Genomic DNA, 24,309 nt, shown 5'->3' with positions numbered 1-24,309 from the left:
AGGTTGTGGCAGAAGCGCGTGAACGGCCGAAACGTGCTGGGTTCTGTCCGGTAACGTGGCGCTGGCTGCCGATGGGGGACCGGCAGCGGTCTCACTCGCCGCGTTGAAAGGTATCTCTCTCATGGCAGGAATCTTCGGCTGGCTTGGTGCGTTGGGCACCACCGGCAAAGCAGTAGTTGTTGCGTCCGTCGTCGTCACCGGCGGCGCAGGCGCCGCAGCCGCTACCGTGACCCCAGATCTTCCGGCTGACCCGACGTCGACCACGACGTCGACCGGCACCGCGACGGCTCAGCCTGAGACGCCGGGAGCGGACGACCAGGAGTCCGCCGAGTCGGGCGGTCCGGCTGGGGCCGAAACTCCCGAAGCCGACGACGAGGAAGCCGATGATCGAGAGTCCGCCGAGTCGGGCGATCCGGCCGGGCCGGAGACTCCCGAAGCCGACGGCCAGGACGCGGACGATCAGGGCACGGACCAGGACTCCGACGGCCAGGACGCGGACGATCAGGGCACGGACGAGGACTCCGACGAGAATGGACCTGCTGCCCCCGCCCCCGCCGCTCCCGAGTCTCCAGCACCCGCCGCTCCGGAGTCTCCGGCACCGGCCGAAGATGATGAGCAGGACTCGGCCGATGCGCTGGAATCCGACGGCTCGCACCAGTGGAATGGCAACAGCGGATGGGCGCACCAGAATGCCAACGAGCACCGCGCCGCTGGCCAGGCCAACGCCTCCGAACACCGCGGCGACGCTGAGGACCGCGGAAGCGATCACTCCGGCAAGTCCAAGGAGCACGGCGGCTCCGGCGAACACCGCCACAACAAGTAGCGCGAACAGCTCTGAAACGGCGGCCCGGACCATTGGTCCGGGCCGCCGTCGCTGTGACGGCGCGAAAATGGGATGCCGCGAATAACGTCACGGCCGGCCGCCTTCAGGGGCGCGACGGTCCGGTCCGCGAGATAATAAGAACATGACCAACCAGGAGCAGGACCGCGACCCGTGGGAGGAGTTCGACCAGCTCAAGCCCGCAGGCCCGGACAGGGTCGCCGGCTACCCCGGCGGGGAACCGCAGGGCTTCGGCTTCCGCACGGGCGTCCGCAGCGCCAAGGTTGCCCTCGGATTTGCCGTCTACTCCCTAGCGCTTGGCAGCATTCTGGTTCTCATCGGGGCCATCGTATTCATTGGCAGCGGGAAGTGGCTGCTGCTCGGGCTCATGGTACTGGCCGAGGTCGTCTTTATCCTGGCGTTCCGGCGGCTTATGGTCCAGGTCCGGGACCGCCGCGCTTCCGGCTAGAGCCAGCCCTTCTTCTTGAAGATGGTGTACATCAGCGCCGCCGTGGCGGCCATGAGCGCGACTGCCATCGGGTAGCCGAACGTCCAGTGCAGTTCCGGCATGTGGTCGAAGTTCATGCCGTACAGTCCGGCCACAAATGTCGGTGCGAAGAGGATCGCGGCCCACGACGAGATCTTCTTGACCTGCTCGTTTTGTTCCGCGCTGGCCTCGTTCTGGCGGTTGGCGGTCAGGGTCCCGTCCAGGGTGAGCGCGTTCTGCAGCAGGTCACGGAAGGAATCGGCGCGGGAGATCAGCCGCTCCACGTGGTCCTCGACGTCGCGGAGGCTGTGCTGCAGTTCCGTGTCCACCCGGTACTTCTCGAAGCCCCGCCGGAGCTGTTGCATCATTGCAGGGAGCGGGTGGATGGCGCGCTGGAAATGGATGACTTCCCGGGCGAGTTCGTAGATCCGCCGGGACACCAGCGGGTCGCCGCTGAAGAGCTGGTCCTCTATCTCGTCGATGTCGTTTTCGAGCCCGGCCACCACGGGCCCGTAGTCATCCACCACCTGGTCCATGAGTGCGTACAGGACGGCCTCGGGGCCGTGGCGCAGCAGGTCGGGTCGGTCCTCCAGCCGGCGCCGGACCTGGCCCACGACTTTCGTCTCGGCGTGCCGGACGGTGACCACGAAGTTCCTGCCCGTGAAGATGTGCAGTTCGCCGAACTCCACGGTCTCGGTCTCGTCCAGGTACCGGGCAGGCCGGAGAACAGTGAACAGGTTGTCGTCGTAGCGTTCCAGTTTGGGGCGCTGATGGGCAGAAATTGCATCCTCGACCGCCAGCCCGTGCAGGCCGAATTCCGCCGCCACAGCCGCCATTTCACCGGGCGTGGGCCGGTAGAGCCCGATCCAGGCCATGCCCCCGCGCTCGGTCAGGGTCTCGAAAGTCTGCTCGAGGTTCCGCGGCTCGGCGCTGCGTATTCCGTCCACGTAGACGGCGTTGTCGATGATAGTCACCGGGACATTATCCTTTGTTCATCTGGGGTTCGGCGGGATCGGCCCGCCGCGGCGCGGACCGGCCGGGGGTCAGCGCGTTGCCCTGGGCGAGCCGGCTGATCAAAGGTTCGGTCCGGTAGGGGATATGGGTGTGCAGCGCCAGTACGGTCTCGGTGCGGATGACGCCCTTGATCCGAAGGATCGACCGGAGGGCCGCCTGGAGGTTGTGCGTATCCGTTGCCACCACCCGGCACCAGACGTCGCCGCGCCCGGAGATCTCATGGACTTCCAGGACTTGGGCGATCAGCCGCAGGGCCCCGACGACGCCGTCGAGTTCCCGGTGGTTGACCTCGATCGTCACGAAGGCGACGACGTCGTACCCCACCGCTTCCAGGTCGATTTCGCGGCCGCCGTCGTGCAACACGCCCGAGCGCAGCATGCGCCGCACGCGCGACTGGGCGGTGTTCCGGGCGATGCCCAGGGCATCACTGAGGTCGCCGATCTGGATCCGCGGATCCCGGATCAGCTCCAGCAGAATTTTGAGGTCGGTGGGGTCCAGACTGTTCAAATCATCACTCCAGTTCACTTCAACAGCCAGAGAATGACTGTTTTGCTCAATTTTGACACAGAATTTGGCCATGTAGATCATTGGTATTGCATTCTGTAGGTACCAATCTTTCAACCAGGCCGGGTGTTTCCCCCACAACAGGGAAAGCCCGGCCTGCACTTTGCAAGGGCACGGCCATGACAGTCTTCAGCGAACTTCGCATGCGCCCGGCCACAGCTGACCGCTGGGGCTGGGACGCTTCCACCACCGCACGGCTCGTAATGGCCGGCGTCGTGATCTTTACGCTGCTCGTCGGCGCGAATCTGGCGACTCCGCTGTACCCCTTGCTGCAGGCAAAACTGGGAATTACGGCGCTCGACGTCACGGTGGCGTTCTCGGCCTACGTCCTGGCGCTCGTGGCCACCCTGGTCCTGGCCGGTCACTGGTCCGACCACATCGGACGCCGCGCCGCCCTCGTGCTGGCGGTACTGGTGGGCCTGACCGGCGGCTTTGTCTTCGCCACCGCGGACAGCCTCGTGGCGCTCTGCGCCGGGCGCGCGCTGCAGGGCGTCGCCGTGGCGCTCGCCACCGGCGCCAGCTCGGCTGCCCTGCGCGAACTCCTGCCCAGCCGTCCGGAGTGGGCCTCCCGGTTCACGCTCCTGGCCTCGGCCGGGGGCGTCGCGGCCGGTCCCGCGATCGGCGGATTGCTTTCACTCCTGCCGGGCCCGACGACGACCCCGTACTACCTGCACTCCGTCGTCCTCGCGGCCRTGCTGGTGCCCCTCTACCTGCTCAAGGCGCGGCCCGCCATCAGCCTGCATGCCGGACCCCAGCCGCTGCGTGTCCTGGCGCCGCGGCGGCCTTCGGTCTCCAGCGACGCGCGCGGCGCCTTCTGGCTGGCGTCCTCCGTGGGCTTTCTGAGCTTTACGGTCTTCGGCTTCTGCCTCTCGCTCGCGCCTGGCTATTTCGCCCAGATTGTCCACGCCGACTCACGGCCGCTGATCGGCCTGCTGGCCGGGCTGACGCTGGGTTCCTCGGCCCTGAGCCAGCTGCTGGCCGTCCGGGGCCGGTTTGCCGTGTCCGCCGGTCTGGCTGTCTTGGGCGTCTCCGTCCTGCTGATCGCTGCGGCCGCTGCCTGGAGCAGCCCGTGGCTGCTGATATTGGCCAGCATCACTGCCGGCGTGGGGCAGGGCGTGGCCTTCCGGACCGTCTTCAACGACGTCGCCGGCAAGGTGGAGGCCGCCCGGCACGCCCAGATCATCAGCACCGTCTATGTCATCACGTACCTTGGCAGCGCCTTCCCCGTGATCGGACTGGGGCTCGCGGCCGGTATGGTCGGGCTGCAGGCCGCCGTCGCCGGTTTCGTCACGCTGTGCGCCGCCGCCGCGCTGACGCTGGCGGCCGTAACGCTGCGGACCGCCCTGCGCCAGCCGGTCTATGTGCGCCAGCCGGTCCATGTGCGCCAGCAGGTCTAGTGCGCCGGCAAGTGCGCGGTCGGCAACGGGCGCGCCGTCGCCCCGGTTACGGCAACGGGCCGTGGTTGCCCTGGATGTGGTCAAAGACCAGCGTGGTTTCGGTGTGGCCCACTACGGGGTCGGTGGCCAGGTTGTCCAGCACCCAGTCCCGAAGGTCCTCGGTGGTGGCCACGGCGATGTGCAGCAGATAGTCCACCGACCCGGACGTGTGGAAGGTCGAGAGCACTGCCGGGAGCTTGGGCACCCGGGCTGTGAACCGGTCGATCTGCTCGCGGTCGTGGGCCCGGAGCCGGACCGCAATGAGGGCCTGGACCGAGCGTCCGATCGCGGACAGGCTCAGATTGGCCTCGAAGCCCTCGATGATGCCGCGCTCCGACAGGGCGCGGGTGCGCATCAGCGCGGTCGACGGCGCGATCCCCACGAGCTCTGCCAGCTGCTTGTTCGAGATGCGGGCGTCCGCGACGAGGGCAGCGAGCAGGCGCTCGTCGATCGCGTCCAGCGGCTCGCTGGCTCCCGGCCGAACATTCTTCGCACTGCTGCTCACGGATCCTCCTCGTAGTGTGGTCTATTCATCATAAACGGCACTATCCGACAGTTCCATTCACATGCCCTACAAAAGCTCGAATTATTGCCAGATACTTGCGGAATTCAATGGCGAATATTCGTAAGGAGTAAGGGTGCTCTCTCAAGATTCATTGGCGGTCCACGCAGGCCGGAACGGGCTCACGGAACTGGGCGTCCATGCGGTGCCCATCGATTTGTCCACGACGGCACCCCTGCCGTCCGTGCACGACGGAGGCCTTGCCTACGAGCACATGGCCACGGGCGGGTCGCATGTGGAGGGGCAAAGTACCGTGTACCAGCGGCTGTGGAACCCCACGGTGGCACGCTTCGAAGATGGCGTCGCCGTCCTGGAAGGGACCCCCGAGTCTGTCGCCTTCGCCACCGGCATGGCGGCGCTGAGCGCGGTGCTCCTCGCAGTTGTGGCGGCAGGCAAGAAGCACGTTGTCGCCGTGCGGCCTCTTTACGGCGGCAGCGACTACCTGCTCGCCTCCGGCGTCCTCGGCAACGAGGTCACCTTTACGACGCCGGAAGGCGTCCGCGCCGCCCTGCGGCCGGACACCGGCCTGGTGATCCTGGAGACGCCGGCGAACCCGACCCTCGAGCTGGTGGACATCGCCCGCGTGGCTGACGCCGCCGACGGCGTGCCGCTCCTGGTGGACAACACCTTCGCCAGCCCGGTGCTGCAGCAGCCCTTCATGCGCGGTGCCGCCATGGTGCTGCACAGCGCCACGAAGTTCCTCGGCGGCCACGGTGACGCCATGGGCGGCGTAGTGGCCGCCGGCTCTGAATGGGCGGTGCGCCTGCGCCAGATCCGGGCCGTGACCGGCGGAATCCTGACACCGTGGCCGGCCTACCTGCTGCACCGCGGGTTGGCGACGCTGCCTGTGCGTGTCCGCGCCCAGCAGGCCAGCGCTGAAAAGGTCGCGGTTGCCCTGGCCGGGCACGGGCTTGTGAAGCAGGTCTACTACCCGGGACTGGCTGAATGCGACCCGCAGGGCCTTGTGGGCACGCAGATGTCCGGGCCGGGGTCGCTGATGGCCTTCGAGCTCGCCAGCGCCGAGCACGCCGAGCGGATCCCGGCCGCCGTCGGCATGATCACGCACGCCGTCTCCCTCGGCGGGATCGATACCCTCATCCAGCACCCGGCCGGCCTGACCCACCGGCCGGTCGAAGCCGCGGCCAAGCCGCACGCGAGCCTGCTGCGGATCTCGGTGGGGCTGGAGGACCCGGCCGACATCGTCGCCGACCTCGTGCAGGCGATCGAGGCAACCCGGTAGCCGGCGGACCCGGCGCCTAGCCGGAAAGGGCATCTAGCCGGTTACTGTGGCTCCGCCGCCGGCGGCCTTGCTGCCGGCGGCTTCGGTTCCGCGCGCCGCTCCGGTTGCGGACGCGGGCGCGGGATGCGCGACGGCGGTGATTGCCGCCGTCGCGCCGGCCAGTCCGATGACCGTCAGGGCAAGGGCCGTCCAGCCGAACCGCTGGAAGATCAGGCCGCCGGCCCAGCCAAGCACGCTGGAGCCGAGGTAGTAGGCGAGGTTGTACAGCGAGGCTGCCTGCGCCCGGCCCGTCGTGGCGATCAGTCCGGTCCAGCCGGAACCGATGCTGTGGGCCGCGAAGAAGCCGCCCGTGAACAGCAGCAATCCCACCAGGATCGGGACCAGCAGCTCCGTGAGCGTCAGCGCCAGGCCGCCCGCCATCAGTACGGTGCCGGCGATCAGGACGGTGCGCCGGCCGAACCGTGACGTCAGCCCCGCTGCCCAGCGCGCCGAGACGGTTCCGGAGAGGTAGGCCAGGAAGATCAGGCTGATCGCGGTGGCCGGCAGGCTGAACGGTTCCCCGGACAGCCGGAATCCCAGATAGTTGTAGACGGCCACGAAGCCGCCCATGAGCAGGAAGGCCTGGACGTAAAGGGCCAGCAGCCGGGGATTGCGGGCATGGCCGGCCAGCGTGCACCAGGCCCCGCGGATGCCGCCCGCGGCCGCGGCGGTGAACCCCTGGGCCCGCGGCACGAGGACGAGGAACAGGACAGCGGCTCCGGTGGCCAAAACGGAGACGGCCAGGGCCGCGGCCCGCCATCCCCACAGTTCCCCGACCGGTCCGGCGACCAGCCGGCCGGCAAGGCCGCCCAGGGTGGTCCCGGCGACATAACTTCCGGCGGCAAGGGCAGCATGGGCCTTGTTGACCTCTTCGTTGAGGTAGGCAATCGCGATGGCGGGGATGCCGCCGAGGGCCATTCCCTCGAGCATCCGCAGACTGAGCAGCACGGGGAAGCTCGGGGCCAGGGGGACCAGCAGTCCCAGGATGGTGGCCGCGGAGATGCCCCACATCATTGCCCGGACGCGGCCGATCCGGTCGGCCAGGAAGGACCACGGGAGCACCGTCAGGGCGAGCCCCACCGTCGCCAGGGAAATCGTCAGCGCGGCCTCGGCGGCCGAGATGTGGAGATCCGCCGCCAGGAGGGGGAGCACCGCCTGGGTGGAGTAAAGCTGGGCGAAGGTCGCGACGCCGGCAAAGGCAAGCCCGGCGAGGATCCGGCGGTAGGCCGCGGAGCCCTTCGGATGGCCAGCCCAGGCAGCAGCGTTAGCTGCAGGATCAGCTGCAGGATTGGACACTGGACTGGGACCGGCGCCGGAGGGTGCGGAAAAGCGTGGCATGCCCTCAGGCTAAAGCCTGCCCGGGGCATGCTTCCAATGCATGATTTCCATAGAATAGATAGCAAATATGGAACAGTGCACGGAGGAAGGGCCCATGGACGTCGAACACAGGCAGCTCGTGCAGCTGCTGCCCCTCCTGCCGCTGCTGGCGGAACTCGGGCGGACGGAGCACATTACCGAGACGGCTGAGCTCCTGGGCCTGCCGCAGTCGACGGTGAGCCGTGCAATAGCGCGCGCCAGCGCCATCGTGGGGACTGAGCTGTTGATCCGGGACGGCCGCGGCGTGCGGCTGACGCCCGCGGCGAAGACGCTCCTGCCCCACATCGAGGCCGCTCTCGACGAATTCCAGACGGGGCTGGATCGTGTCCGGCACGAATCGGAAGTGGTCCGCGGCCGGATTGCTGTGTCGTTCCAGCACACCTTCGGCGAGGCGATGCTGCCGCTGCTCATCAGTGCGTTCCGGAGCCGGCACCCGCAGACCGCCTTTGACCTCAGCCAGGGCGCACGGGACGGCTGCCTCGCGGAACTGGCCGAGGGCTCCGCCGACGTGGCGCTCACCGCACCCGTGGCCGCGCCAAGCAAGAGAATCGGTTCGGCTGCGCTGTACCGGGAACCGCTGCGCCTGGTGGTGCACCACCGGCATCCCCTGGCCGGCCGCCGTCGGGTCCGGGTCGCCGAAATCCGGCAGGAGCCGTTCGTGGCGATGGGGTCCGGCTACGGCATGCGCTCGCTGACCGATGCGCTGTTCCGGGAGGCGGGGTTCCGCCCCCGGATTGCCTTCGAGAGCCAGGACTCGCACACCGTCCGCGGACTTGTCTCGGCCGGGCTCGGCGTCAGCATCCTGCCGCCGGGCGGTTCCGCGCCGGGGCGGCAGCTCCCGTCGCCGGGGGCCGGCGCCGATGACGGCGGGCCCGGGTGGGTGGAGATTCCCCTGGATTCGGCCCTGGCGTTCCGCGAGATCGGCCTCGCGTGGCGGGAGCCGGTTTCGCGGAATGCCGGGGCCGATGCCGAACCTGATCCCGTGCGCTTGTTCCGCGAACTCGTGCTGCGCGACGGGCCCGCACTCCTGGTTGGTTTCGTGCGCGAACGCTCGGGAGGCTGAGCCGGGCCGACGGGCGCGCCGAGGTCGCCGGTTGGCCGCGAGATCGCCGTAAGAGGACCGCGGTTTCGCACGTTTCCGGCGATCTCGGGGTTCAGGGGCCCGCGAGGTTCTGGGGGCCTGCGGCGGTCAGCGGCCGGCGAGCAGCCCGTGCACGACGTCGGCGACGGGTCCGGCCTGCGCTTGGCGCCAACCCGTGCCCGCCCACAGGTTCAGGCGCTCCGCGTCGCCGGCTGCTGCCGCCGCGGCCCGGAGGGGAGCCGTCAGGTGGTGGACCGCCGGGTAGGCCTCAGGTGCCTCGGGGTGGTCGCGGACAAATTCGTTCTCCAAGGCCCGGGCCTGCCGGCCGGTGAAGGCGCGCGTCAGCCGGGTACGCGTGAAATGCGGATCCGCCAGGGCATCCTTGTGCAGCTGCCTGGCGCCGCTTTGGTCCGTACGGAGAAACGCGGTGCCCAGCTGGGCAGCAACAGCCCCGGCGCGCAGCACGGCGTCGAGCCCGGCCGCATCCATAATGCCCCCCGCGGCCACCAGCGGGACGCCGACGACGGACCGCACCTCCGCGAGCAGCTCCGCCGTCGTGCCGCCCGGCACTGCCCCGCCCGGCACTGCCCCCGAGGCCGGAAGGAACGCCGCGCTGTGTCCGCCGGCGCTCGTGTGCTGCACCACCAGGGCATCCACGCCCTGCTCTGCCGCCTGAACGGCCTCGGCCGCGGTGGTGACAGTGGCAAGCACCGCCGATCCCGCCCGCTGCAGAGCGCGGACGACGTCGAGGCCGGGTAGCCCGAAGGCGAAACTGACCAGCTCCACGGGGTCCGCCAGCAGGGCATCGATCTTTGCCTGCCACTCGTCGTCGTCATCCAGCCGCAACTGCGGGAGCTCCACGCCGTATCGCCGGGCATCGGCCCGCAACTGCAGCCGGTAGTCCTCGAGCTCCGCCAACACCGCCGCGGACGGCGGCAGTTGGGCCGGATCCGGGACGAACACATTCATGCCGAAGCGGGCGCCGGACTCCCGGATGGTGCGGACTTCCGCCTGCATGGCCGCCACGCTCTTGTACCCGGCGGCCAGGAAGCCAAGCCCGCCGGCGCGGTGCACGGCCTCGACGAAGGCCGGCGTTGAGGTTCCTCCGGCCATGGGCGCCGCGATGACGGGTGTGCCGAAAAGATCCTGGGGCATTGCGGGCTCCTTGCAGGGGTTCAGTAACCTGTTCCAGTGACTAACACTGACTTCCCGCCGGCGGCGGACTCCGTTCCATCTTCCACCACGCCATCCACCCCGGCAGCGACGACGGGCGCTGTGATCGGCCTGGACATCGGCGGCACCAAAACCAGAGGCGTCCGGTTCGAAGGAGGCACGCCCGTGGCCGACGAATCGGTGGGCAGCTCCAACGTCCAGAACGTCAGCCCTGAGGAAGCCGCCCGCAACCTGGCGGAACTCTTCGGCAGGATCGGCGGGGGAGAAGTGGCCCAGGTCTACGCGGGGGCCGGCGGCATCGACACCGACGACGACGCCGCGGCGCTCGCGGCACTGATCGCCCCCCACGTACCCGGCGCACGGATCACAGTGGTCCATGACTCCCGGCTGCTGCTCGCCGCAGGCGGCGCCAGCACCGGCGTCGCCGTGATCGCCGGCACTGGCTCGGCCGCGTGGGGCAGGAACGGCCGTGGTGAGGAAGCCCGGGCCGGGGGCTGGGGCTACTTGCTCGGCGACGAGGGCAGCGGCTACTGGCTGGGCCGGGAGGCCGTCCGCCACAGCCTGCGGCGGATGAACCAGGGGCTGGAACCGGACGAACTCACCCGGGCCCTGCTGGCCTCCTGCGGGGCGGATGACCCGAACAAGCTGATCGCCATGTTCCACTCGCCCGCGACCGGACGCCGCTTCTGGGCCCAGCAGGCCCGGCTCGTGGTGGAAGCCGCAGACGCCGGCCACGCGCCGAGCCAGGCCCTCATTGATCAGGCTGGGCGCGACCTCGCCGACCTGGCCGCGCAGTCCGTCAGGCAGCTCGGCATCGAGGGTCCCGTCATCCTGGGCAGCGGTCTGGGCATGAACGTGCCGCGGTTGCAGGAGTCCTTCCGCGCGGCACTGGCCGTCGCGGGGATCACCGATGTCCGGGTCCTGGCGCAGGAGCCCGTCTTCGGGGTGCTCCAGCTGGTGGCGGAACAGGACTAGCGGGGGGCAATCCTCCGGCCACTACGCTGGAGGCATGAGCATGCAATTCGACACCCGGCCCGCCGCCTACGCCGTCATCATCCGCGACGCCGAGATCCTCCTGGCGTACTGGAAGCAGGACGGCCGCGAGGGATGGACGCTGCCCGGCGGCGGCCTGGACCTCGCCGAACACCCTGTTGACGGTTGCCGCCGCGAAATCCACGAGGAAACCGGCTACGACGCCGAGGTTGGCGCCATGCTGGGGATCGACGTCGGGCACTGGCCGTCCGAAGTCCGGCTCGACGGCGGCGAGCGGGACTTCCAGTCGCTCCGGCTGGTCTACGAGGCGGCGATCACGGGCGGGGACCTGCGCCACGAAGTGAACGGGAGCACCACCCACGCGGCCTGGATTCCGCTGCATGCGGTGGCGGAGCTGAACCGGGTCTCGCTGGTGGACGCCGGACTGCGCCTGTACCGCGAGAGGCCGCTGAACGGAAAACTTTCCGGCTAAATCGCTAGCCAGGCGCAGGCGCCATGGCTATTCTGTAGAAACCGCAGCGCAAGTAGACGACACAGCGCAGTAGACGGGATCAGCCAGGAGCCGGCCGCAGCAAGCCGGCCGACGATGGGGAGGTGGAAGCAATGAATGCGATATTTCTGAGCGCGCAGCGCACCGATACAAGCCAAATCATTACTCCTGCCCCGTCCCACGGCGCAGCCTAGCCATCCAGCGCTAGTCTCCACGCGCGCGGCGTCCCTTGCCGCCGCAGCGCACCTGCACCGCACCACGGGCCCCATCAAAGGGTTTTCGTTGACCACTCATGCTGCATCGCCCGGCGCCCGTGGCGCCCTCTTCACCGATTCATCTGTTGCCAGTTCATCCGTCCCTACTGCAGCCATCCCCAATTCAGCCACCACTAATTCAGCCACCACTAATTCAGCCCTGCACTCCAATGCGGCTGGCCCCGAGGGGCCGGTCCACTACGGTTACACGGCGGGCATCGCGGAGCGTTTCGCGGCACATCCCGTGCCAGGAGGCCACCGCCGGGGCCGAGTCATCCGGGTGGACCGCAACCTCGTCCTGGTGGCCGACGGCGACGGGGCCGCCCACCTGCCCTACCCCCGCGGCGGGGAGCTTCCCGTCACCGGGGACTGGGTCTGGCTGGGCTCGAACGCGGCGGGGGAGCCCGCCATCGCGGGCATACTGCCGCGCCACTCGGAGCTGAGCCGCAAGCGTGCCTTCGAAGCCTCCTCTGAAGCACAGGTCCTTGGCGCCAACATGGACGTCGTGGGAATCGTCGTTCCGGTGGACCGCCCGCTCACGCACAACCGGCTCGAACGGACGCTGGTCGCGGCTTGGGACTCCGGCGCCACTCCGCTCGTGATCATCACGAAGGCGGACATCGCGGATCTCGCGGACGACGTCGTGGGGACGGTCGTGCGCCAATCGGCCGGCGTCGACGTCGTCACCACCTCTGCCGAGAACGGCGACGGCCTCGACGAACTGCTGGGCCATCTGCCACCCGGCGGCACGCTGGTGCTGCTGGGGCCCTCGGGCGCCGGCAAATCCACGCTCATCAATGCCCTCGCCGGCGTCGCGGCCCAGGAGATCGGGACCGTTCGCGCCGGTGACGGGAAGGGCAGGCACACCACCACGTCCCGCGCGCTCGTTCCCCTGCCCGGCGGCGCCGTCCTGATGGACACGCCCGGGGTGCGCGGCTTCGGGATCTTCGACGCCGACGAAGGAATGGAGGAGATGTTCGGCGACCTAGAAGAGCTCTTCGAGCACTGCCGCTTCTCGGACTGCGCGCATGGCCGGGAGCCCGGCTGCGCCGTGCAGGCCGCGCTCGCCGACGGCGGACTCGACGACCGCCGCTGGGCCAGTTACCTGAAGCTGCAGCGCGAACTCGCCGCCCTGGCCCGCCGCCACGACGCGGCCGCGCGGCGGGCCTACCAGCGCGAATGGCACCAGAAGATCGCGGTGGCGGGCAAGAGCCAGCGGTCGGCCGAACGTGACAACCATGAGAACGCGCGCGACCGGGGCGGCAAAGCCAGCGGCGCCAAGGGCGGCCGGCGGCGGCCCCGCTGAGGCGCACCGCGCGGTGACTCAACGGTCCCGGTGGCGCGCCGGGAGCTCTTCCGGCGCGCCACCCATCCAAAATCGTTGTGCTTCCGAAGCCTTACGGGAGCCGCGCGCCGCTGACATAGGCCGGGGCGCTGGTTAGTCTATGAGCTAACTGCTTTATGGCCAGTACACTGATGAGCAGTTGGCTGGTCCCTGTCGATGTTGCCGCCAACAGTTAGGTAAGCCCGGAAATGGCCGAAGCCATGATCGAGTTCCAGAACGTCACGAAGCAGTACCAGGGTGGCCAGCCCGCCGTTGACGGACTGACCATGTCCATCGGCAAAGGCGCCATCACGGTCTTCGTCGGACCTTCCGGCTGCGGAAAGACCACCTCCCTGCGGATGATCAACCGCATGGTGGAACCCACGTCCGGCATCATCACCGTCGGCGGGGCCGACGTCACGTCAGTGCCCGCCGCGCAGCTGCGCCGGTCCATGGGCTACGTCATGCAGTCCTCCGGTTTGATGCCGCACCGCTCCGTGCTGGACAACATCGCCACCGTTCCCCGGCTTAATGGGGTGTCCAAAGGGGACGCCCGCAAGCGCGCGCAGGAACTGCTCGACGTCGTCGGGCTGGCCTCCTCCCTCGGCAAGCGTTACCCCTCCCAGCTTTCGGGCGGCCAGCAGCAGCGCGTCGGCGTGGCCCGGGCGCTCGCGGCCGATCCGCCCGTGCTGCTCATGGACGAGCCCTTCAGTGCCGTGGACCCCGTGGTCCGCGATGAACTCCAGAGGGAGTTGCTGCGGCTCCAGCGAGACCTGGCCAAGACGATCGTCTTCGTCACCCATGACATCGATGAGGCCACTGTCCTGGGCGACAAAGTGGCCGTGTTCGGCATCGGCGGCAAACTGGCGCAGTACGCCGCCCCTGCCGAGATCCTGCGGGCCCCGGCCAACGAGTTCGTGGCGTCCTTCGTGGGCCGCGACCGCGGGTTCCGGCACCTTGCGTTCAGCCCCTCCGACGGCGTCACCATCCACCCCGTCCCCACCATCACGCTCGAACAGCTCCAGGCGGAGGGCAGCTCCGACGACTGGCAGCTGGTGGTCGACGGCGCGCTGCGTCCGCTGGGCTGGGCCGGGCCCGGCAGCGCCAGCGGAGCCGGCGCGGAAATGGTTCCCGGAGGCTCCCTCTTCCGCAAGGGGGACACCCTCCGCCGGGCACTGGACGCGGCCCTGTCCTCGCCGTCAGGGCTTGGCGTCACCGTGGACGACGACGGCCGGGCAGCGGGGGTCATTGTCGCCGCCGAGGTTCTCGAAGTGATCGAATCGGACCGCAACGTCCGTCACGGGGTCCTCTAATGGAGTGGTTCCTGGCCAACAAGGAGCAGGTCTTCACGCTCGCCGGCCAGCATCTTGTCCTCGCCGTCCTGCCGATGATCTTAGGCCTGCTGATCGCCATCCCGCTGGCTCAAGTTGCCCGGCAGAGCCGTGCCCGGCGCTCCGTGGTGCTCACCGGGTCCTCGCTGCTGTACACGATCCCCTCGCTGGCGCTCTTCATCATTCTGCCGACCGTCCTCGGTACCCGGATCCTGGATCCCGTCAACGTGGTGGTCGCCCTGACCATTTACGCGGTGGCACTGCTGGTCCGCGCCGCCCTGGATGCCTTCGATTCGGTGGACGAGGACCTCCGCCAGGCCGCCGTCGCCATGGGCTTCAAACCATTTGCCAGGTTCCTCCAGATTGACCTGCCGCTTTCCCTGCCGGTGATGTTCGCCGGGCTGCGCGTGGTCTCCGTCAGCAACATCTCGCTGGTCAGCGTCGCGGCCCTGCTCGGGATCGGCAACCTCGGGATGCTGTTCACCTCGGGACTGCAGCGGGACTTCGTCACCGAGGTCGTGGTGGGCATCATCGCGATCCTGATCCTCGCGCTCTTCATGGACGCCGTCCTGGTGCTGATGGAACGGCTGCTGACCCCTTGGACCCGCGCCTCGGCGGCCACGGGCGGCAGCACCGATTCAGGCGCCGGCCCGGACAAGACCGGCCCCGCTGCCGCGGCGATGCGGCTTTCGCGTCCCAAGACCGGAGGGGGAAACGCATGAGCAACGTCGTCACGGACACCGCCGACTGGCTCACCGATCCGGCGAACTGGAGCGGCAGCAGCGGAATCCCGGTGCGGCTTCTCGAGCACCTGGCCTACACCGGGCTCGTCATGCTGATCGCCATGGCCATCGCCATTCCGGTGGGACTGTATGTGGGCCACACCGGCCGCGGGCGGGTTGCCGTCGTGGCACTCGCCGGCGCCCTGCGGGCCCTGCCCACCCTCGGCCTGCTGACCCTGTTCGTCCTGATCGCCGGCATCGGGCTGATGCCGCCGATCTGGGCGCTCGTGATCCTGACCGTCCCGCCCCTGCTGGCCGGCACCTACGCCGGGATCTCCAGCGTTGACCGCAACGTGGTGGACGCCGCCCGCGCCATGGGCATGACCGAGTGGCAGGTCCTGTTCCGGGCGGAATTCCCCAACGGACTGCACGTCATGTACGGCGGGTTCCGGACCGGGGTGCTGCAGGTGATCGCCACCGTCTCGGTGGTCGCGTACATCAACCTGGGCGGTCTGGGCCGCTACCTGTTCGACGGGCTGGTGCTTTCCGATTTCCCGCAGATGCTGGGCGGTTCGCTGCTGATCGCGGGCCTCGCGATCAGCGTCGACCTTGTCCTGGCCCTTATTCAGAGGCTGTTCCTGTCACGGGGTGCCTCGTTCCAGCCGAACCGCAGCCAGAAGGCTGCGGTTGATCTCACAGACTCCGTATACACGGAGACTGCTGTTCAAGGAGGTACGTCATGAACGAATCCCGCCAACGAGCGCTCGGCAGGCGCGCATTCGGCGGCCTGGCCGCCGGCGTGGGCCTGGCCCTGGCACTGTCCGCCTGTGGAGGCTCATCCAACCCGCTGAGCTCGGCACCGGCCAGCAGCGGCGGCGCCTCCGGTTCCGGCGGCGCCCTGGTGATCGGCTCCGCTGATTTCCCCGAGAGCCAGATCCTGGCCGAGGTCTATGCCGGCGCCCTGAACGCCGCGGGCGTTACGGCCAGCACCAAGCCGAACATCGGCTCGCGCGAGGTCTACTTCAAAGCCGTCCAGGACGGCTCGGTGGACGTCGTTCCCGACTACAGCGGCAACCTGCTGCTGTACGTAAACAAGGACGCCACCGAGGTCTCGGCCGATGACATCGCGAAGGCGCTCCCGACCAAGCTCCCGCAGGGCCTGGCCGTGYTGGATGCCTCCAAGGCCGAGAACAAGGACGCCATGGTGGTCACCAAGGCCACTGCCGAGAAGCACCAGCTGAAGTCCATCGAAGACATGGCGAAGGTCTGCAGCGAGCTTGTAATCGGCGCCCCGGCGACCTTCGCCGAACGCGCGTACGGCCTGCCCGGCCTGGCGAAGAACTACAACTGCGTGCCCAAAAAGCTGGAGCCGTTCAGCGACGGCGGCGGCGCCGTCACGCTCAAGGCACTGCTCTCGGACCAGGTCCAGGTCGCGGACATCTACACCACCACCCCGTCCATCCCGGACAACGACCTCGTGGTGCTGGAGGATCCGAAGAACAACTTCATCGCCCAGCAGGTGCTGCCGCTGTACAACTCGGCCAAGATGACGGACAAGGCGAAGGAAGCCCTCAACTCCGTGTCCAAGGTCCTCACCACCGAAGACCTCATCAACCTCAACCGTGCCGTCAGCGGCAGCCAGAAGCAGAACCCGAAGGACGCCGCGGACGCGTGGCTGAAGGAAAAGGGCATCGTCAAGCAGTAGCCGGCAGGGCGGGGGAGCGCGGCGGCTACATGCCGCGGCGAACCCCGCCGGCCAGTGACCACGGCTGACCTGCCGTCGACGCCGGTGCCCGGGCTTGCAGCCCGGGCACCGGCGTCGTTGTTGTTACTGCCGCGTCCGCGTGTGAGTCATGTCTCAGCGGAAGTACATCCTCCATATGGCATATTTGATGAATGGCAGAATTCAAGCAGTCCACCAAGCTTCATAATGTCCTTTACGACATCCGTGGACCGATTCTTCAGGCCGCCCAGCAGATGGAGGCGGAGGGTCATCGCATCCTCAAACTGAACATCGGAAACCCGGCCCCGTTCGGGTTTGAAGCGCCGGACGCGATCCTGGTGGACATGATCCGCCACCTGCCGCATGCCCAGGGCTACAGCGACTCGCGCGGCATTTTCTCGGCCCGCACCGCCGTCTCGCAGTACTACCAGACCCGCGGGATCCAGAACATCCACGTGGATGACATCTATCTCGGCAACGGCGTCAGCGAGCTGATCACGATGTCGCTCATGGCCCTGCTCGACGACGGCGACGAGGTCCTCATCCCCACCCCGGACTACCCCCTGTGGACCGCCTCGGTTGCCCTGGCCGGCGGGAAGCCCGTGCACTACCTCTGCGATGAGGAAACCGGCTGGCAGCCCGACCTCGAGGACATGGAAGCGAAGATCACTCCGCGCACCAAGGGGATCGTGGTCATCAACCCGAACAACCCCACGGGTGCGGTGTACCCCAAAGCGACGCTGAAAAAGATCGTCGCCCTCGCCGAGAAGCACGGCCTCGTGCTCTTCGCCGACGAAATCTACGAGAAGATCCTCTACGAAGATGCGGTGCACGTAAACCTCGCCTCGCTCACCGGCGACGACGTCCTGTGCCTGACCTTCAGCGGGCTCTCCAAGGCCTACCGGGTCTGCGGTTTTCGGGCCGGCTGGATGGCCATCTCCGGGCCGAAAAAAGACGCCGCGGACTACCTCGAGGGCATCAACCTGCTCGCCAACATGCGCCTCTGCGCCAATGTTCCTGCCCAGCACGCCATCCAGACTGCCCTCGGCGGCTACCAGAGCATCAACGACCTGATCCTGCCCGGGGGACGTCTCCTGGAGCAGCGGAACAAGGCCTACGACATGCTCAACGCCATCCCGGGCGTAAGCACGCAGCAGGCCCGCGGGGCGATGTATCTGTTCCCGAAGCTGGACCCCGAGGTCTATCACATCCGCGACGACGAGAAATTCGTCTTGGACCTGCTCCGCGAGCAGAAGATCCTCCTGTCCCACGGCAGGGCGTTCAACTGGGTTCGGCCGGACCACTTCCGGATGGTGACGCTGCCAAACGTCAAAGACCTCGAGGAAGCGATCAACCGCATGGCGGACTTCCTGAGCCGGTACAAGGGGAACTAGGCTTCGGTCAGCGGCGCAACGGGGCTCCTGCTCCGCCTACTGCGGCTGCGTCAACCGGAAAGAGGCATTGATGGCAGACTCTGCGACGTTCGATGACCAACCCTCGAAACTCCTCAAGGTAGGGAAGGGCTTCAGCCTGGAATCGCTGGACCCGGGCTCGACGCCGGGCTACGACGGCGGCAAGGCCGACGGCGAGCAGCTGCTCGGCGAACTCGACGGCAAGCTCACGCAGCTGCAGGAGCAGCTGTTCGCCGAGTCCAGGACCGGCGGCAAGAAACGCGTGCTGCTGGTCCTGCAGGCCATGGACACTGCGGGCAAGGGCGGCATCGTCAACCACGTGATGGGCCAGATGAATCCGCAGGGCGTGCAGCTGAAGTCGTTCAAGGCGCCCACGCCCGAGGAACAGTCCTACGACTTCCTATGGCGGATCGAAAAGGAAGTGCCAGCGGCCGGCATGGTTGGGGTCTTCGACCGTTCCCACTATGAGGACGTCCTGATCCACCGGGTGCACCACTGGGCGGACGCCGAGGAACTGGAGCGCCGCTACCGGGCCATCAATGAATTCGAGGCCCGGCAGGCGGCCGCCGGAACGAAGATCGTCAAGGTCATGCTGCACATCAGCCGCGATGAGCAAAAGAACCGGCTGCTGGCCCGTCTGGAGGACCCCGCCAAACAATGGAAGTACAGCAGTGGGGACCTTAAGGAACGGGCCTTCTGGGCCGACTATATGGACGCTTACCAGACGGCCCTGGACAAGACCAGCACGGAGCTGGCGCCGTGGCATGTCGTGCCGGCCAACAAGAAGTGGTACGCCCGCATCGTGGTGCAGCAGCTCCTACTGGAGGCCCTCGAAGGCCTGAATCTCAAATGGCCGGTTCCGGACTTGGACATGGACATGGAACGCGAACTGGTGCAGCGGTCCTGACCGGCGGTCTTTGAAAAGCAGGTGTTTAGTTCTTGTCCGCAGCCTGGTCCCGGGCGGCGGCGAGCCGCTTGCGGGCGCCTTCCAGCCACTGTTCGCAGCGCTTGGCCAGTGCCTCGCCGCGCTCCCACAGCGCGAGTGATTCTTCCAGGCTGGCGCCGCCGGCCTCCAGCTTGCCCACCACCGCGACCAGCTGCTCGCGGGCGTCCTCGTAGCTGAGGGCCTCGATGTCGGCGTTCGGGCTGGATTCTGCTGCCATGTGGATGCTCCTTGGTTGATGCGGTTACTGCGTCCGCGGTGTCTGTTGCGTGCCGTCTGGTGCTGTTGTTTGGTCCGGGCGGGTTATTCCTCGGCCGGCTCCTGGCCGCCGGTGGACTGGGCGGTGAACCGGCCGCCGGCCACCCGTACCGTAAGGTCCGTGCCGGCGGGCGCCTGCGTGGGGTGCCGAACCACGTCCCGGTGCGTCGCGGCGGACGCTCCGGAGCCGGCGAGCTGGACCACCGCGTAGCCGCGGTCCAGCGTTTTTTGCGGTGAGAGCGCGCGCACCTGCGCCTTGAGGTGGACCAGCTGGTCCGCTGCCCGTACGACGGCGGCGCTGATGGCGGAGTGCGAGCGGACTTTGAGCCGTTCGACGTCGTCGTGGCGCTGGGTGATCATGACGTCGGGGGAGAGCAGCACGGGGCGGGAGCGCAGGGACGCCAGCCGGTCGCCCTCGCGTTCAACGAGTCGGGTGACCCCGCGACGGAGCTGGTCCCGTGCCTGCCGGACCCGGACGAGCTCTTCCGCGACATCCGGAACGATCCTCTTCGCCGCGTCTGTGGGCGTTGAAGCCCTGAGGTCTGCGACGTCGTCGAGGATGGGCCGGTCCGCTTCGTGCCCGATCGCGCTCACCACGGGGGTGGACGCGTCCGCGACAGCCCGGATGAGCTCCTCGCTGCTGAACGGCAACAGGTCCTCGAGGGCGCCTCCGCCGCGGGCGATGACGATGACGTCGACCCCGGGGTGGGCGTCGAGCTCCCGCAATGCCGCGATCATCTGGGCTACGGCGGTGTTGCCCTGGACCGCTACTTCGCGGATCTCGAATTCGACGGCCGGCCAGCGCAGGGCAGCGTTGCGCAGCACATCCTTCTTGGCGTCAGAGTCGCGGCCGGTGATCAGGCCGATCCGGTGCGGGAGCAGGGGGAGGCGTTTTTTGCGGGAATCGGCAAAGAGCCCTTCGGCGGCGAGGGCGTGGCGCAGCCGCTCAATCCTGGCGAGGAGGTCGCCGAGCCCCACGGGCCGGATGTCCTTCACGGACATGTTCAGCCGGCCCGTCTTGAGCCAAAATTCGGCCTTGATCAGGGCAACAACCCGGGAGCCGCGTTCCAGCGGAGCGTCCTGGCGGTCCAGCACGGTGGTCCAGACCGACGCCGGCAGCGAGATTTCGGCGTCGATGTCCCGGAGCGTCAAGTAGGCGTTGCTGCCACGCCGGTTGAGCTCGATCACCTGTCCCTCAACCCATGCCGAGGGCGCGCGGTCGATGTGCATCTTGAGCTTCTGGGACAGCAACTGCAGAGGCCAGGGGTTGTCCGGGCTGGTTTGAGCCGCGGTGGCCGGTAGCGTGGTGGCCGCCGCCGCGTCCTCAGGCATGCGTGGGCTCCATGGCCGAGAGTGCCCTGTGGAGTGCCTTATGCATATGCGTGCGTGTCCTTTTGCCCGAGGGGACTGCCGGCGGCCCGCACCCCGGCGGGTGGGCCGGCCGGCAGCCGGAAGTTGTCTCTGTCAACTCTATCCATAGCTCTACCACCGGGGCCCGACTTTTATGGCCGCGCCCGGCCCCGCCCTAGGATGGGAGGGACGCCATCAACCTCCTAGGAATCCCTTGCGCACTTTTGTCTCCTCCGCCGCCGTCCTTATCGGGCTTCTGATGGCAGCCGTCGCCGTTCCAGCCATGTGGGTTGACCGCAACATCGTCCAGGAAGACGGCTTCGTAGCCCTGACCGCACCGCTGGGCAAGGACCCGGCGTTCCAGCAACGGCTCGCCACGGCCGCCGTCGATGGCGTGGCTTCCAGCGCCGGCATCCCTGCGGCCCTCACGGAGCTTGCCCGGCCGGTCATGGACAACGCGGCACAATCGCTCACGGGGCTGCCCGGCTACTCCGAGGCGTGGGCCGAAACCCTTCGCAAGAGCCACCGCCTCACGTTCGCCGACCCCAGCACGCTGCCGCCGGAAATTGACGGCACCTCGTCGCTCACCCTGGATGTCGCACCGCTTGCCGGGCTGGTGGCCAAACAGGTAAGCGAGGCGACCACCCTTCCGCTGGAGGCGCCCGGCCAGGTGCTGATCCATATCGGGCAGTCCAACCAGCGCCAGCTGATCGAACGCGTCACCGTCTACGCCCCAATGGGCTACGCCGTTGCCGTCGGCGCGGGCATCGCCTTCGTGCTGGCGTTCGTGGCGGCCCGACGCCGGTGGACCGTCCTGGTCGGCATGGGCGTCGGCGCGCTGGTGGTCGCCGGTGTGTGGAAGCTGGCCAGCGATGCCGCCAGCACCGCCGTCGCCGGGACCTCGAGCGGCAACGATGTGGCGGAGCTCTTCAAGAACGAGTTCGTCGCGGCGTGCTCTGCCAGCTTCGGCCAGTGGATCGTCGCTGCCGCTGTTGCGGGAGCAGCACTGCTGGCCACAGGCGTGGCTGTCCGCGTCGCCGGGGGCCGCAAACGGGGCAAGATTGAACACCGGTAGCATGGGAGCATGACCTCCACCGCTGTTTCCGTTCCGATGCCATCTGTTCCGCGCCGACGGCGTTCACCGGAAGACGTTCTGGCGGCCGCCCCTGTCGCCGGTCCCAAAAAAGTCCTGCTGGCAGCCCCGCGCGGCTACTGCGCCGGCGTTGACCGTGCGGTCATCGCGGTGGAAAAAGCCCTGGAGCACTACGGCCCGCCGGTCTACGTCCGCAAGCAGATCGTGCACAACGTCCACGTGGTCAGCTCCCTGGAGGAGAAAGGCGCCATCTTCGTCGATGAGACCGACGAGGTCCCGGAAGGTGCCCTCGTGATCTTTTCCGCGCACGGAGTTTCACCCGCCGTCGTCCAGTCCGCCGAGGACCGCGGACTGCGCACCATTGACGCGACCTGCCCGCTGGTCACCAAGGTGCACCGCGAAGCCGTCCGGTTCGCCAAGGATGACTTCGACATCCTGTTGATCGGCCACGACGGCCATGAGGAAGTGGAAGGCACCGCCGGCGAGGCTCCCGAGCACATCCAGATCATCAACGGCCCGCACGAGGTCGACAAGGTCACGGTCCGCGACCCGGAGAAGGTCATCTGGCTCTCGCAGACCACACTCAGCGTGGACGAAACCATGGAGACTGTGCGCCTGCTCAAGGAGCGGTTCCCCACCCTGCAGGATCCGCCCAGCGACGACATCTGCTACGCCACCACCAACCGCCAGGTGGCCATCAAGAAGATCTCGCCCCAGGCGGAACTCGTGATCGTGGTGGGCTCCGCCAACTCCTCGAACTCCGTCCGCCTCGTGGAGGTGGCACTGGAATACGGCGCCAAGGCCTCCTACCGGGTCGACTTCGCGAACGAGGTTGACGAGACCTGGTTCGAGGGCGTCGCCACGGTAGGTGTGACATCGGGGGCCTCCGTCCCTGAAGTCCTCGTCAAGGACGTGCTCCGGCTCCTGGCCGACTACGGCTACGGATCGGTCGAGGAAGTCGTCACGGCCGAGGAAGACCTCCTGTTCTCCCTGCCCAAGGAGCTCCGGGCCACCCTGAAGCAGGCCGGCGACGTCACCCGCGCCCTCGGCGGCCGCGGCACCCGCCCCGAACAGTCCTAGGAACTGGACCGTCCCAGGAGCTGCACAGCCCTGGGAACTGGACCCTCCCAGGAGCTGCACAGCCCTGGGAGCCGCACAGTCCGAGGAACTGGACAGTCCCGGGCACTCAGCCGTCGGAACTGACCCGTCTTAGGCCGCGGACTCTTCGGACTCGTCCCGGGGCTGCAGTTCCGGGGCTGCGACTGCGCGCGGCGCGACCTCGACGGCGGGCGGAGTGGCCAGACCGGCGGATTCCAGGGCGTTCAGCTTCCTGGCGGTGGGCAGGACCCGGGCCTCAAGGGTCCCGACCATGGAGTTGTACCTTTCCACCGAGGTCTTCAGCGAGGACCCCAGCTTGGTGACGTTCTCGCCCAGCGTGCCCATCCGGTCATAGAGCTGCCGCGCGAGCTCGAAGAGTTCCCGGGCGCTGTCCGTCAAGACGTCCTGGCGCCACGTGAACGCCACCGACTTCAGCACCGCCAGCAAGGTCCCGGGGGAGGCCAGGACCACGTTCTTGGACAGGGCATAGTCCAGCAGGGCCGGGTCCGCCGAGAGCGCGGCGGCCAGAATGGACTCCGCCGGCAGGAAACACACCACCAGCTCCGGAGAGTTGCCGGGGATGTCCCAGTACTTCTTGCTGCCCAGCGCGTCCACGTGGGCCTTGAGGGCCTTGGCATGGGCGGCGAGGTGCGCCTGCTGGCTGCCGGGCAGCTGCGAGGACTGCTGGCCTGTCTGGGAGGCGCCGAGGTCCTGGGCGGCGAGATACGACGCCAGCGGGACCTTTGCGTCGACTACGAGCTGCTTGGCGCCGGGCAGTTGCACCACGAGGTCGGGCCGGAGGCTGCCGTCCGGGCCGGAGCCGTGGGCCTGCCCGCTGTGGACCTGTTCGTGGAAATCCACGTGCCGCAGCATGCCTGCTGCCTCGACCACACGGCGCAGCTGGACCTCGCCCCACTGGCCGCGGGCGCTGTTGGAGCGCAGGGCAGACTCGAGCGCATGTGTGGAGCGCAGCAGCTGCTCATCGGACAGGCGGGCCTCCTGCAGTTGCTGGGCAAGCTGGCCGTACTGCTCCAGCCGGTCGCGTTCGAGCAGGGACACCTGCTGCTGCACGGCAGTGAGCTTCTCCGCCACCGGCGCCAGCGCACGGAGAACACTGCCGTCCTGGTTCCGGGACTCACCCAGCTCCCGGTTCTGGGCCGCGAGAAGGCGCCTCTCGGCGTCGGCCGCGGCGAACTGGGCGCTGACGTCGGACAGCCGGGCCGATACGCCGTCGAAGTCCTGTTCCACGGCAAGGTACCGCCGGTGCAGCAGGAAATAGACGACGGCGGCGCCGGCGACGGCACCGGTGAGCAGCATGAGCAGGGCAAGAATCAGTGCAAAAGCATCCATGACTTCACTGTGGCATGCCCCTGTGACAGTTTTGGCTTCGACGCCCGGAACACCGGGGATTTACACCGGTCTTACGGCCGGAACCCCCGCGCGGGCCGCCGCCCAAGCCTTGGCACGGGCCGCCGAAGCAAGCCCCGCGCGGGCCCCCGCGCCGGCCTCCACACGGCCCCAGCAC

The 24,309-nt window shown here is 68.2% G+C and carries 24 protein-coding genes; 16 read left to right on the top strand and 8 right to left on the bottom strand.

All coding sequences use genetic code 11. The features are described from left to right. Positions 1 to 121: 121 nt before the first annotated feature. A complete protein-coding gene (locus AC1D2F_RS20170; protein WP_476967565.1) occupies positions 122 to 823 on the top strand; it encodes a hypothetical protein in 702 nt (233 codons plus the stop codon). A gap of 142 nt (positions 824 to 965) precedes the next feature. Continuing rightward, positions 966 to 1,289 carry a hypothetical protein gene (locus AC1D2F_RS20165; RefSeq protein WP_229995405.1) on the top strand — a complete coding sequence of 108 codons (324 nt, stop codon included), beginning with the start codon at positions 966 to 968 and terminating at the stop codon, positions 1,287 to 1,289. Here AC1D2F_RS20165 and corA read toward each other — a convergent pair. Together corA and AC1D2F_RS20155 are read right to left on the bottom strand one after the other, a co-directional pair. Further along, positions 1,286 to 2,281, bottom strand: coding sequence for a magnesium/cobalt transporter CorA (corA, locus tag AC1D2F_RS20160; RefSeq protein WP_229995406.1), 996 nt, complete (start codon positions 2,279 to 2,281; stop codon positions 1,286 to 1,288). The two genes, AC1D2F_RS20165 and corA, sit on opposite strands and share 4 nt — an antisense overlap. Before the next feature lie 7 nt (positions 2,282 to 2,288). Continuing rightward, complete coding sequence (locus AC1D2F_RS20155) at positions 2,289 to 2,828, bottom strand: Lrp/AsnC family transcriptional regulator (RefSeq protein WP_229995407.1); 540 nt, start codon at positions 2,826 to 2,828, stop codon at positions 2,289 to 2,291. Positions 2,829 to 3,004: 176 nt separating this feature from the next. Here AC1D2F_RS20155 and AC1D2F_RS20150 point away from each other — a divergent pair, with 176 nt between their 5' ends. After that, on the top strand, positions 3,005 to 4,282 hold the full coding sequence (locus AC1D2F_RS20150; protein WP_476967564.1) for an MFS transporter: 1,278 nt from the start codon (positions 3,005 to 3,007) through the stop codon (positions 4,280 to 4,282). Positions 4,283 to 4,328: 46 nt separating this feature from the next. On the opposite strand, the gene AC1D2F_RS20145 is transcribed toward AC1D2F_RS20150, so the two are convergent. Next, positions 4,329 to 4,826, bottom strand: coding sequence for an Lrp/AsnC family transcriptional regulator (locus AC1D2F_RS20145; protein WP_229995409.1), 498 nt, complete (start codon positions 4,824 to 4,826; stop codon positions 4,329 to 4,331). A 133-nt stretch (positions 4,827 to 4,959) separates the two neighbouring features. On the opposite strand from AC1D2F_RS20145, the gene AC1D2F_RS20140 reads away from it, so the two are divergent. Further along, the gene (locus AC1D2F_RS20140) at positions 4,960 to 6,123 is read left to right on the top strand and encodes a trans-sulfuration enzyme family protein (RefSeq protein ID WP_476967563.1); all 1,164 of its coding nucleotides are present in this window, start codon (positions 4,960 to 4,962) and stop codon (positions 6,121 to 6,123) included. Positions 6,124 to 6,156: 33 nt separating this feature from the next. Here AC1D2F_RS20140 and AC1D2F_RS20135 read toward each other — a convergent pair whose 3' ends face one another. Next, on the bottom strand, positions 6,157 to 7,500 hold the full coding sequence (locus AC1D2F_RS20135) for an MFS transporter (protein ID WP_476967562.1): 1,344 nt from the start codon (positions 7,498 to 7,500) through the stop codon (positions 6,157 to 6,159). Between the two features lie 94 nt (positions 7,501 to 7,594). Here AC1D2F_RS20135 and AC1D2F_RS20130 point away from each other — a divergent pair, with 94 nt between their 5' ends. Next, on the top strand, positions 7,595 to 8,602 hold the full coding sequence (locus AC1D2F_RS20130) for a LysR family transcriptional regulator (protein ID WP_476967561.1): 1,008 nt from the start codon (positions 7,595 to 7,597) through the stop codon (positions 8,600 to 8,602). Positions 8,603 to 8,728: 126 nt separating this feature from the next. On the opposite strand, the gene AC1D2F_RS20125 is transcribed toward AC1D2F_RS20130, so the two are convergent. Continuing rightward, positions 8,729 to 9,775 (bottom strand): nitronate monooxygenase, encoded by a 1,047-nt coding sequence (locus AC1D2F_RS20125; RefSeq protein ID WP_476967560.1) that lies wholly within the window; start codon positions 9,773 to 9,775, stop codon positions 8,729 to 8,731. A 36-nt stretch (positions 9,776 to 9,811) separates the two neighbouring features. Here AC1D2F_RS20125 and AC1D2F_RS20120 point away from each other — a divergent pair, with 36 nt between their 5' ends. The 9 genes from AC1D2F_RS20120 (at position 9,812) to AC1D2F_RS20080 (ending at position 18,949) form a co-directional block, all read left to right on the top strand. Then, positions 9,812 to 10,768 (top strand): N-acetylglucosamine kinase, encoded by a 957-nt coding sequence (locus AC1D2F_RS20120; protein ID WP_414645487.1) that lies wholly within the window; start codon positions 9,812 to 9,814, stop codon positions 10,766 to 10,768. Positions 10,769 to 10,802: 34 nt separating this feature from the next. Continuing rightward, entirely contained in the window at positions 10,803 to 11,258 is a 456-nt protein-coding gene (locus AC1D2F_RS20115) for an NUDIX hydrolase (protein WP_229994666.1), read from the top strand. Positions 11,259 to 11,690: 432 nt separating this feature from the next. Beyond that, positions 11,691 to 12,836: a ribosome small subunit-dependent GTPase A gene (gene rsgA, locus AC1D2F_RS20110; RefSeq protein ID WP_364745994.1), complete on the top strand. Its 1,146-nt coding sequence runs from the start codon at positions 11,691 to 11,693 to the stop codon at positions 12,834 to 12,836. Between the two features lie 227 nt (positions 12,837 to 13,063). Beyond that, complete coding sequence (locus tag AC1D2F_RS20105) at positions 13,064 to 14,167, top strand: ABC transporter ATP-binding protein (protein ID WP_476967559.1); 1,104 nt, start codon at positions 13,064 to 13,066, stop codon at positions 14,165 to 14,167. Further along, positions 14,167 to 14,907: an ABC transporter permease gene (locus AC1D2F_RS20100; RefSeq protein ID WP_229994665.1), complete on the top strand. Its 741-nt coding sequence runs from the start codon at positions 14,167 to 14,169 to the stop codon at positions 14,905 to 14,907. The genes AC1D2F_RS20105 and AC1D2F_RS20100 overlap by 1 nt, the downstream gene beginning before the upstream one ends. Further along, a complete protein-coding gene (locus AC1D2F_RS20095) occupies positions 14,904 to 15,650 on the top strand; it encodes an ABC transporter permease (protein WP_229994664.1) in 747 nt (248 codons plus the stop codon). Before AC1D2F_RS20100 ends, AC1D2F_RS20095 begins: the two co-directional genes overlap by 4 nt. Then, a complete protein-coding gene (locus AC1D2F_RS20090) occupies positions 15,647 to 16,612 on the top strand; it encodes an ABC transporter substrate-binding protein (RefSeq protein ID WP_229994663.1) in 966 nt (321 codons plus the stop codon). Before AC1D2F_RS20095 ends, AC1D2F_RS20090 begins: the two co-directional genes overlap by 4 nt. A 191-nt stretch (positions 16,613 to 16,803) precedes the next feature. Beyond that, a complete protein-coding gene (locus tag AC1D2F_RS20085) occupies positions 16,804 to 18,024 on the top strand; it encodes a pyridoxal phosphate-dependent aminotransferase (protein WP_018773782.1) in 1,221 nt (406 codons plus the stop codon). 70 nt (positions 18,025 to 18,094) lie between these two features. Next, positions 18,095 to 18,949, top strand: coding sequence for a polyphosphate kinase 2 family protein (locus AC1D2F_RS20080; RefSeq protein WP_229994662.1), 855 nt, complete (start codon positions 18,095 to 18,097; stop codon positions 18,947 to 18,949). 25 nt (positions 18,950 to 18,974) lie between these two features. Here the strand turns inward: AC1D2F_RS20080 and AC1D2F_RS20075 are convergent, their stop codons facing one another. Both AC1D2F_RS20075 and xseA read right to left on the bottom strand, forming a co-directional pair. After that, on the bottom strand, positions 18,975 to 19,205 hold the full coding sequence (locus AC1D2F_RS20075) for an exodeoxyribonuclease VII small subunit (protein ID WP_229994661.1): 231 nt from the start codon (positions 19,203 to 19,205) through the stop codon (positions 18,975 to 18,977). Between the two features lie 83 nt (positions 19,206 to 19,288). Beyond that, entirely contained in the window at positions 19,289 to 20,575 is a 1,287-nt protein-coding gene (xseA, locus tag AC1D2F_RS20070; RefSeq protein WP_476967558.1) for an exodeoxyribonuclease VII large subunit, read from the bottom strand. Positions 20,576 to 20,807: 232 nt separating this feature from the next. Between xseA and AC1D2F_RS20065 the strand changes: the two genes are divergently transcribed. After that, positions 20,808 to 21,668 (top strand): hypothetical protein, encoded by an 861-nt coding sequence (locus AC1D2F_RS20065; RefSeq protein ID WP_476967557.1) that lies wholly within the window; start codon positions 20,808 to 20,810, stop codon positions 21,666 to 21,668. 9 nt (positions 21,669 to 21,677) lie between these two features. Further along, the gene (locus tag AC1D2F_RS20060; protein WP_277522563.1) at positions 21,678 to 22,766 is read left to right on the top strand and encodes a 4-hydroxy-3-methylbut-2-enyl diphosphate reductase; all 1,089 of its coding nucleotides are present in this window, start codon (positions 21,678 to 21,680) and stop codon (positions 22,764 to 22,766) included. Between the two features lie 129 nt (positions 22,767 to 22,895). Here the strand turns inward: AC1D2F_RS20060 and AC1D2F_RS20055 are convergent, their stop codons facing one another. Further along, a complete protein-coding gene (locus AC1D2F_RS20055) occupies positions 22,896 to 24,134 on the bottom strand; it encodes a DNA recombination protein RmuC (protein WP_229994657.1) in 1,239 nt (412 codons plus the stop codon). Between the last annotated feature and the right edge of the window lie 175 nt (positions 24,135 to 24,309).

The sequence above is a fragment of the Arthrobacter sp. P1_B3 genome, assembly GCF_056406615.1.
The sequence above is the reverse complement of the archived record's forward strand: the minus strand, read 5'-3'. Positions and strand labels throughout refer to the sequence as shown.

Excerpts from the sequence above, each read along its gene's own strand:
- AC1D2F_RS20055 (WP_229994657.1), bottom strand. The coding sequence starts at position 24,134 with ATGGATGCTTTTGCACTGATTCTTGCCCTGCTCATGCTGCTCACCGGT.
- AC1D2F_RS20095 (WP_229994664.1), top strand. The coding sequence starts at position 14,904 with ATGAGCAACGTCGTCACGGACACCGCCGACTGGCTCACCGATCCGGCG.
- AC1D2F_RS20135 (WP_476967562.1), bottom strand. The coding sequence starts at position 7,500 with ATGCCACGCTTTTCCGCACCCTCCGGCGCCGGTCCCAGTCCAGTGTCC.
- AC1D2F_RS20060 (WP_277522563.1), top strand. The coding sequence starts at position 21,678 with ATGACCTCCACCGCTGTTTCCGTTCCGATGCCATCTGTTCCGCGCCGA.
- AC1D2F_RS20105 (WP_476967559.1), top strand. The coding sequence starts at position 13,064 with ATGGCCGAAGCCATGATCGAGTTCCAGAACGTCACGAAGCAGTACCAG.
- AC1D2F_RS20130 (WP_476967561.1), top strand. The coding sequence starts at position 7,595 with ATGGACGTCGAACACAGGCAGCTCGTGCAGCTGCTGCCCCTCCTGCCG.
- AC1D2F_RS20165 (WP_229995405.1), top strand. The coding sequence starts at position 966 with ATGACCAACCAGGAGCAGGACCGCGACCCGTGGGAGGAGTTCGACCAG.
- AC1D2F_RS20115 (WP_229994666.1), top strand. The coding sequence starts at position 10,803 with ATGAGCATGCAATTCGACACCCGGCCCGCCGCCTACGCCGTCATCATC.
- AC1D2F_RS20085 (WP_018773782.1), top strand. The coding sequence starts at position 16,804 with ATGGCAGAATTCAAGCAGTCCACCAAGCTTCATAATGTCCTTTACGAC.
- xseA (WP_476967558.1), bottom strand. The coding sequence starts at position 20,575 with ATGCCTGAGGACGCGGCGGCGGCCACCACGCTACCGGCCACCGCGGCT.
- AC1D2F_RS20100 (WP_229994665.1), top strand. The coding sequence starts at position 14,167 with ATGGAGTGGTTCCTGGCCAACAAGGAGCAGGTCTTCACGCTCGCCGGC.
- AC1D2F_RS20080 (WP_229994662.1), top strand. The coding sequence starts at position 18,095 with ATGGCAGACTCTGCGACGTTCGATGACCAACCCTCGAAACTCCTCAAG.
- AC1D2F_RS20125 (WP_476967560.1), bottom strand. The coding sequence starts at position 9,775 with ATGCCCCAGGATCTTTTCGGCACACCCGTCATCGCGGCGCCCATGGCC.
- AC1D2F_RS20075 (WP_229994661.1), bottom strand. The coding sequence starts at position 19,205 with ATGGCAGCAGAATCCAGCCCGAACGCCGACATCGAGGCCCTCAGCTAC.
- AC1D2F_RS20170 (WP_476967565.1), top strand. The coding sequence starts at position 122 with ATGGCAGGAATCTTCGGCTGGCTTGGTGCGTTGGGCACCACCGGCAAA.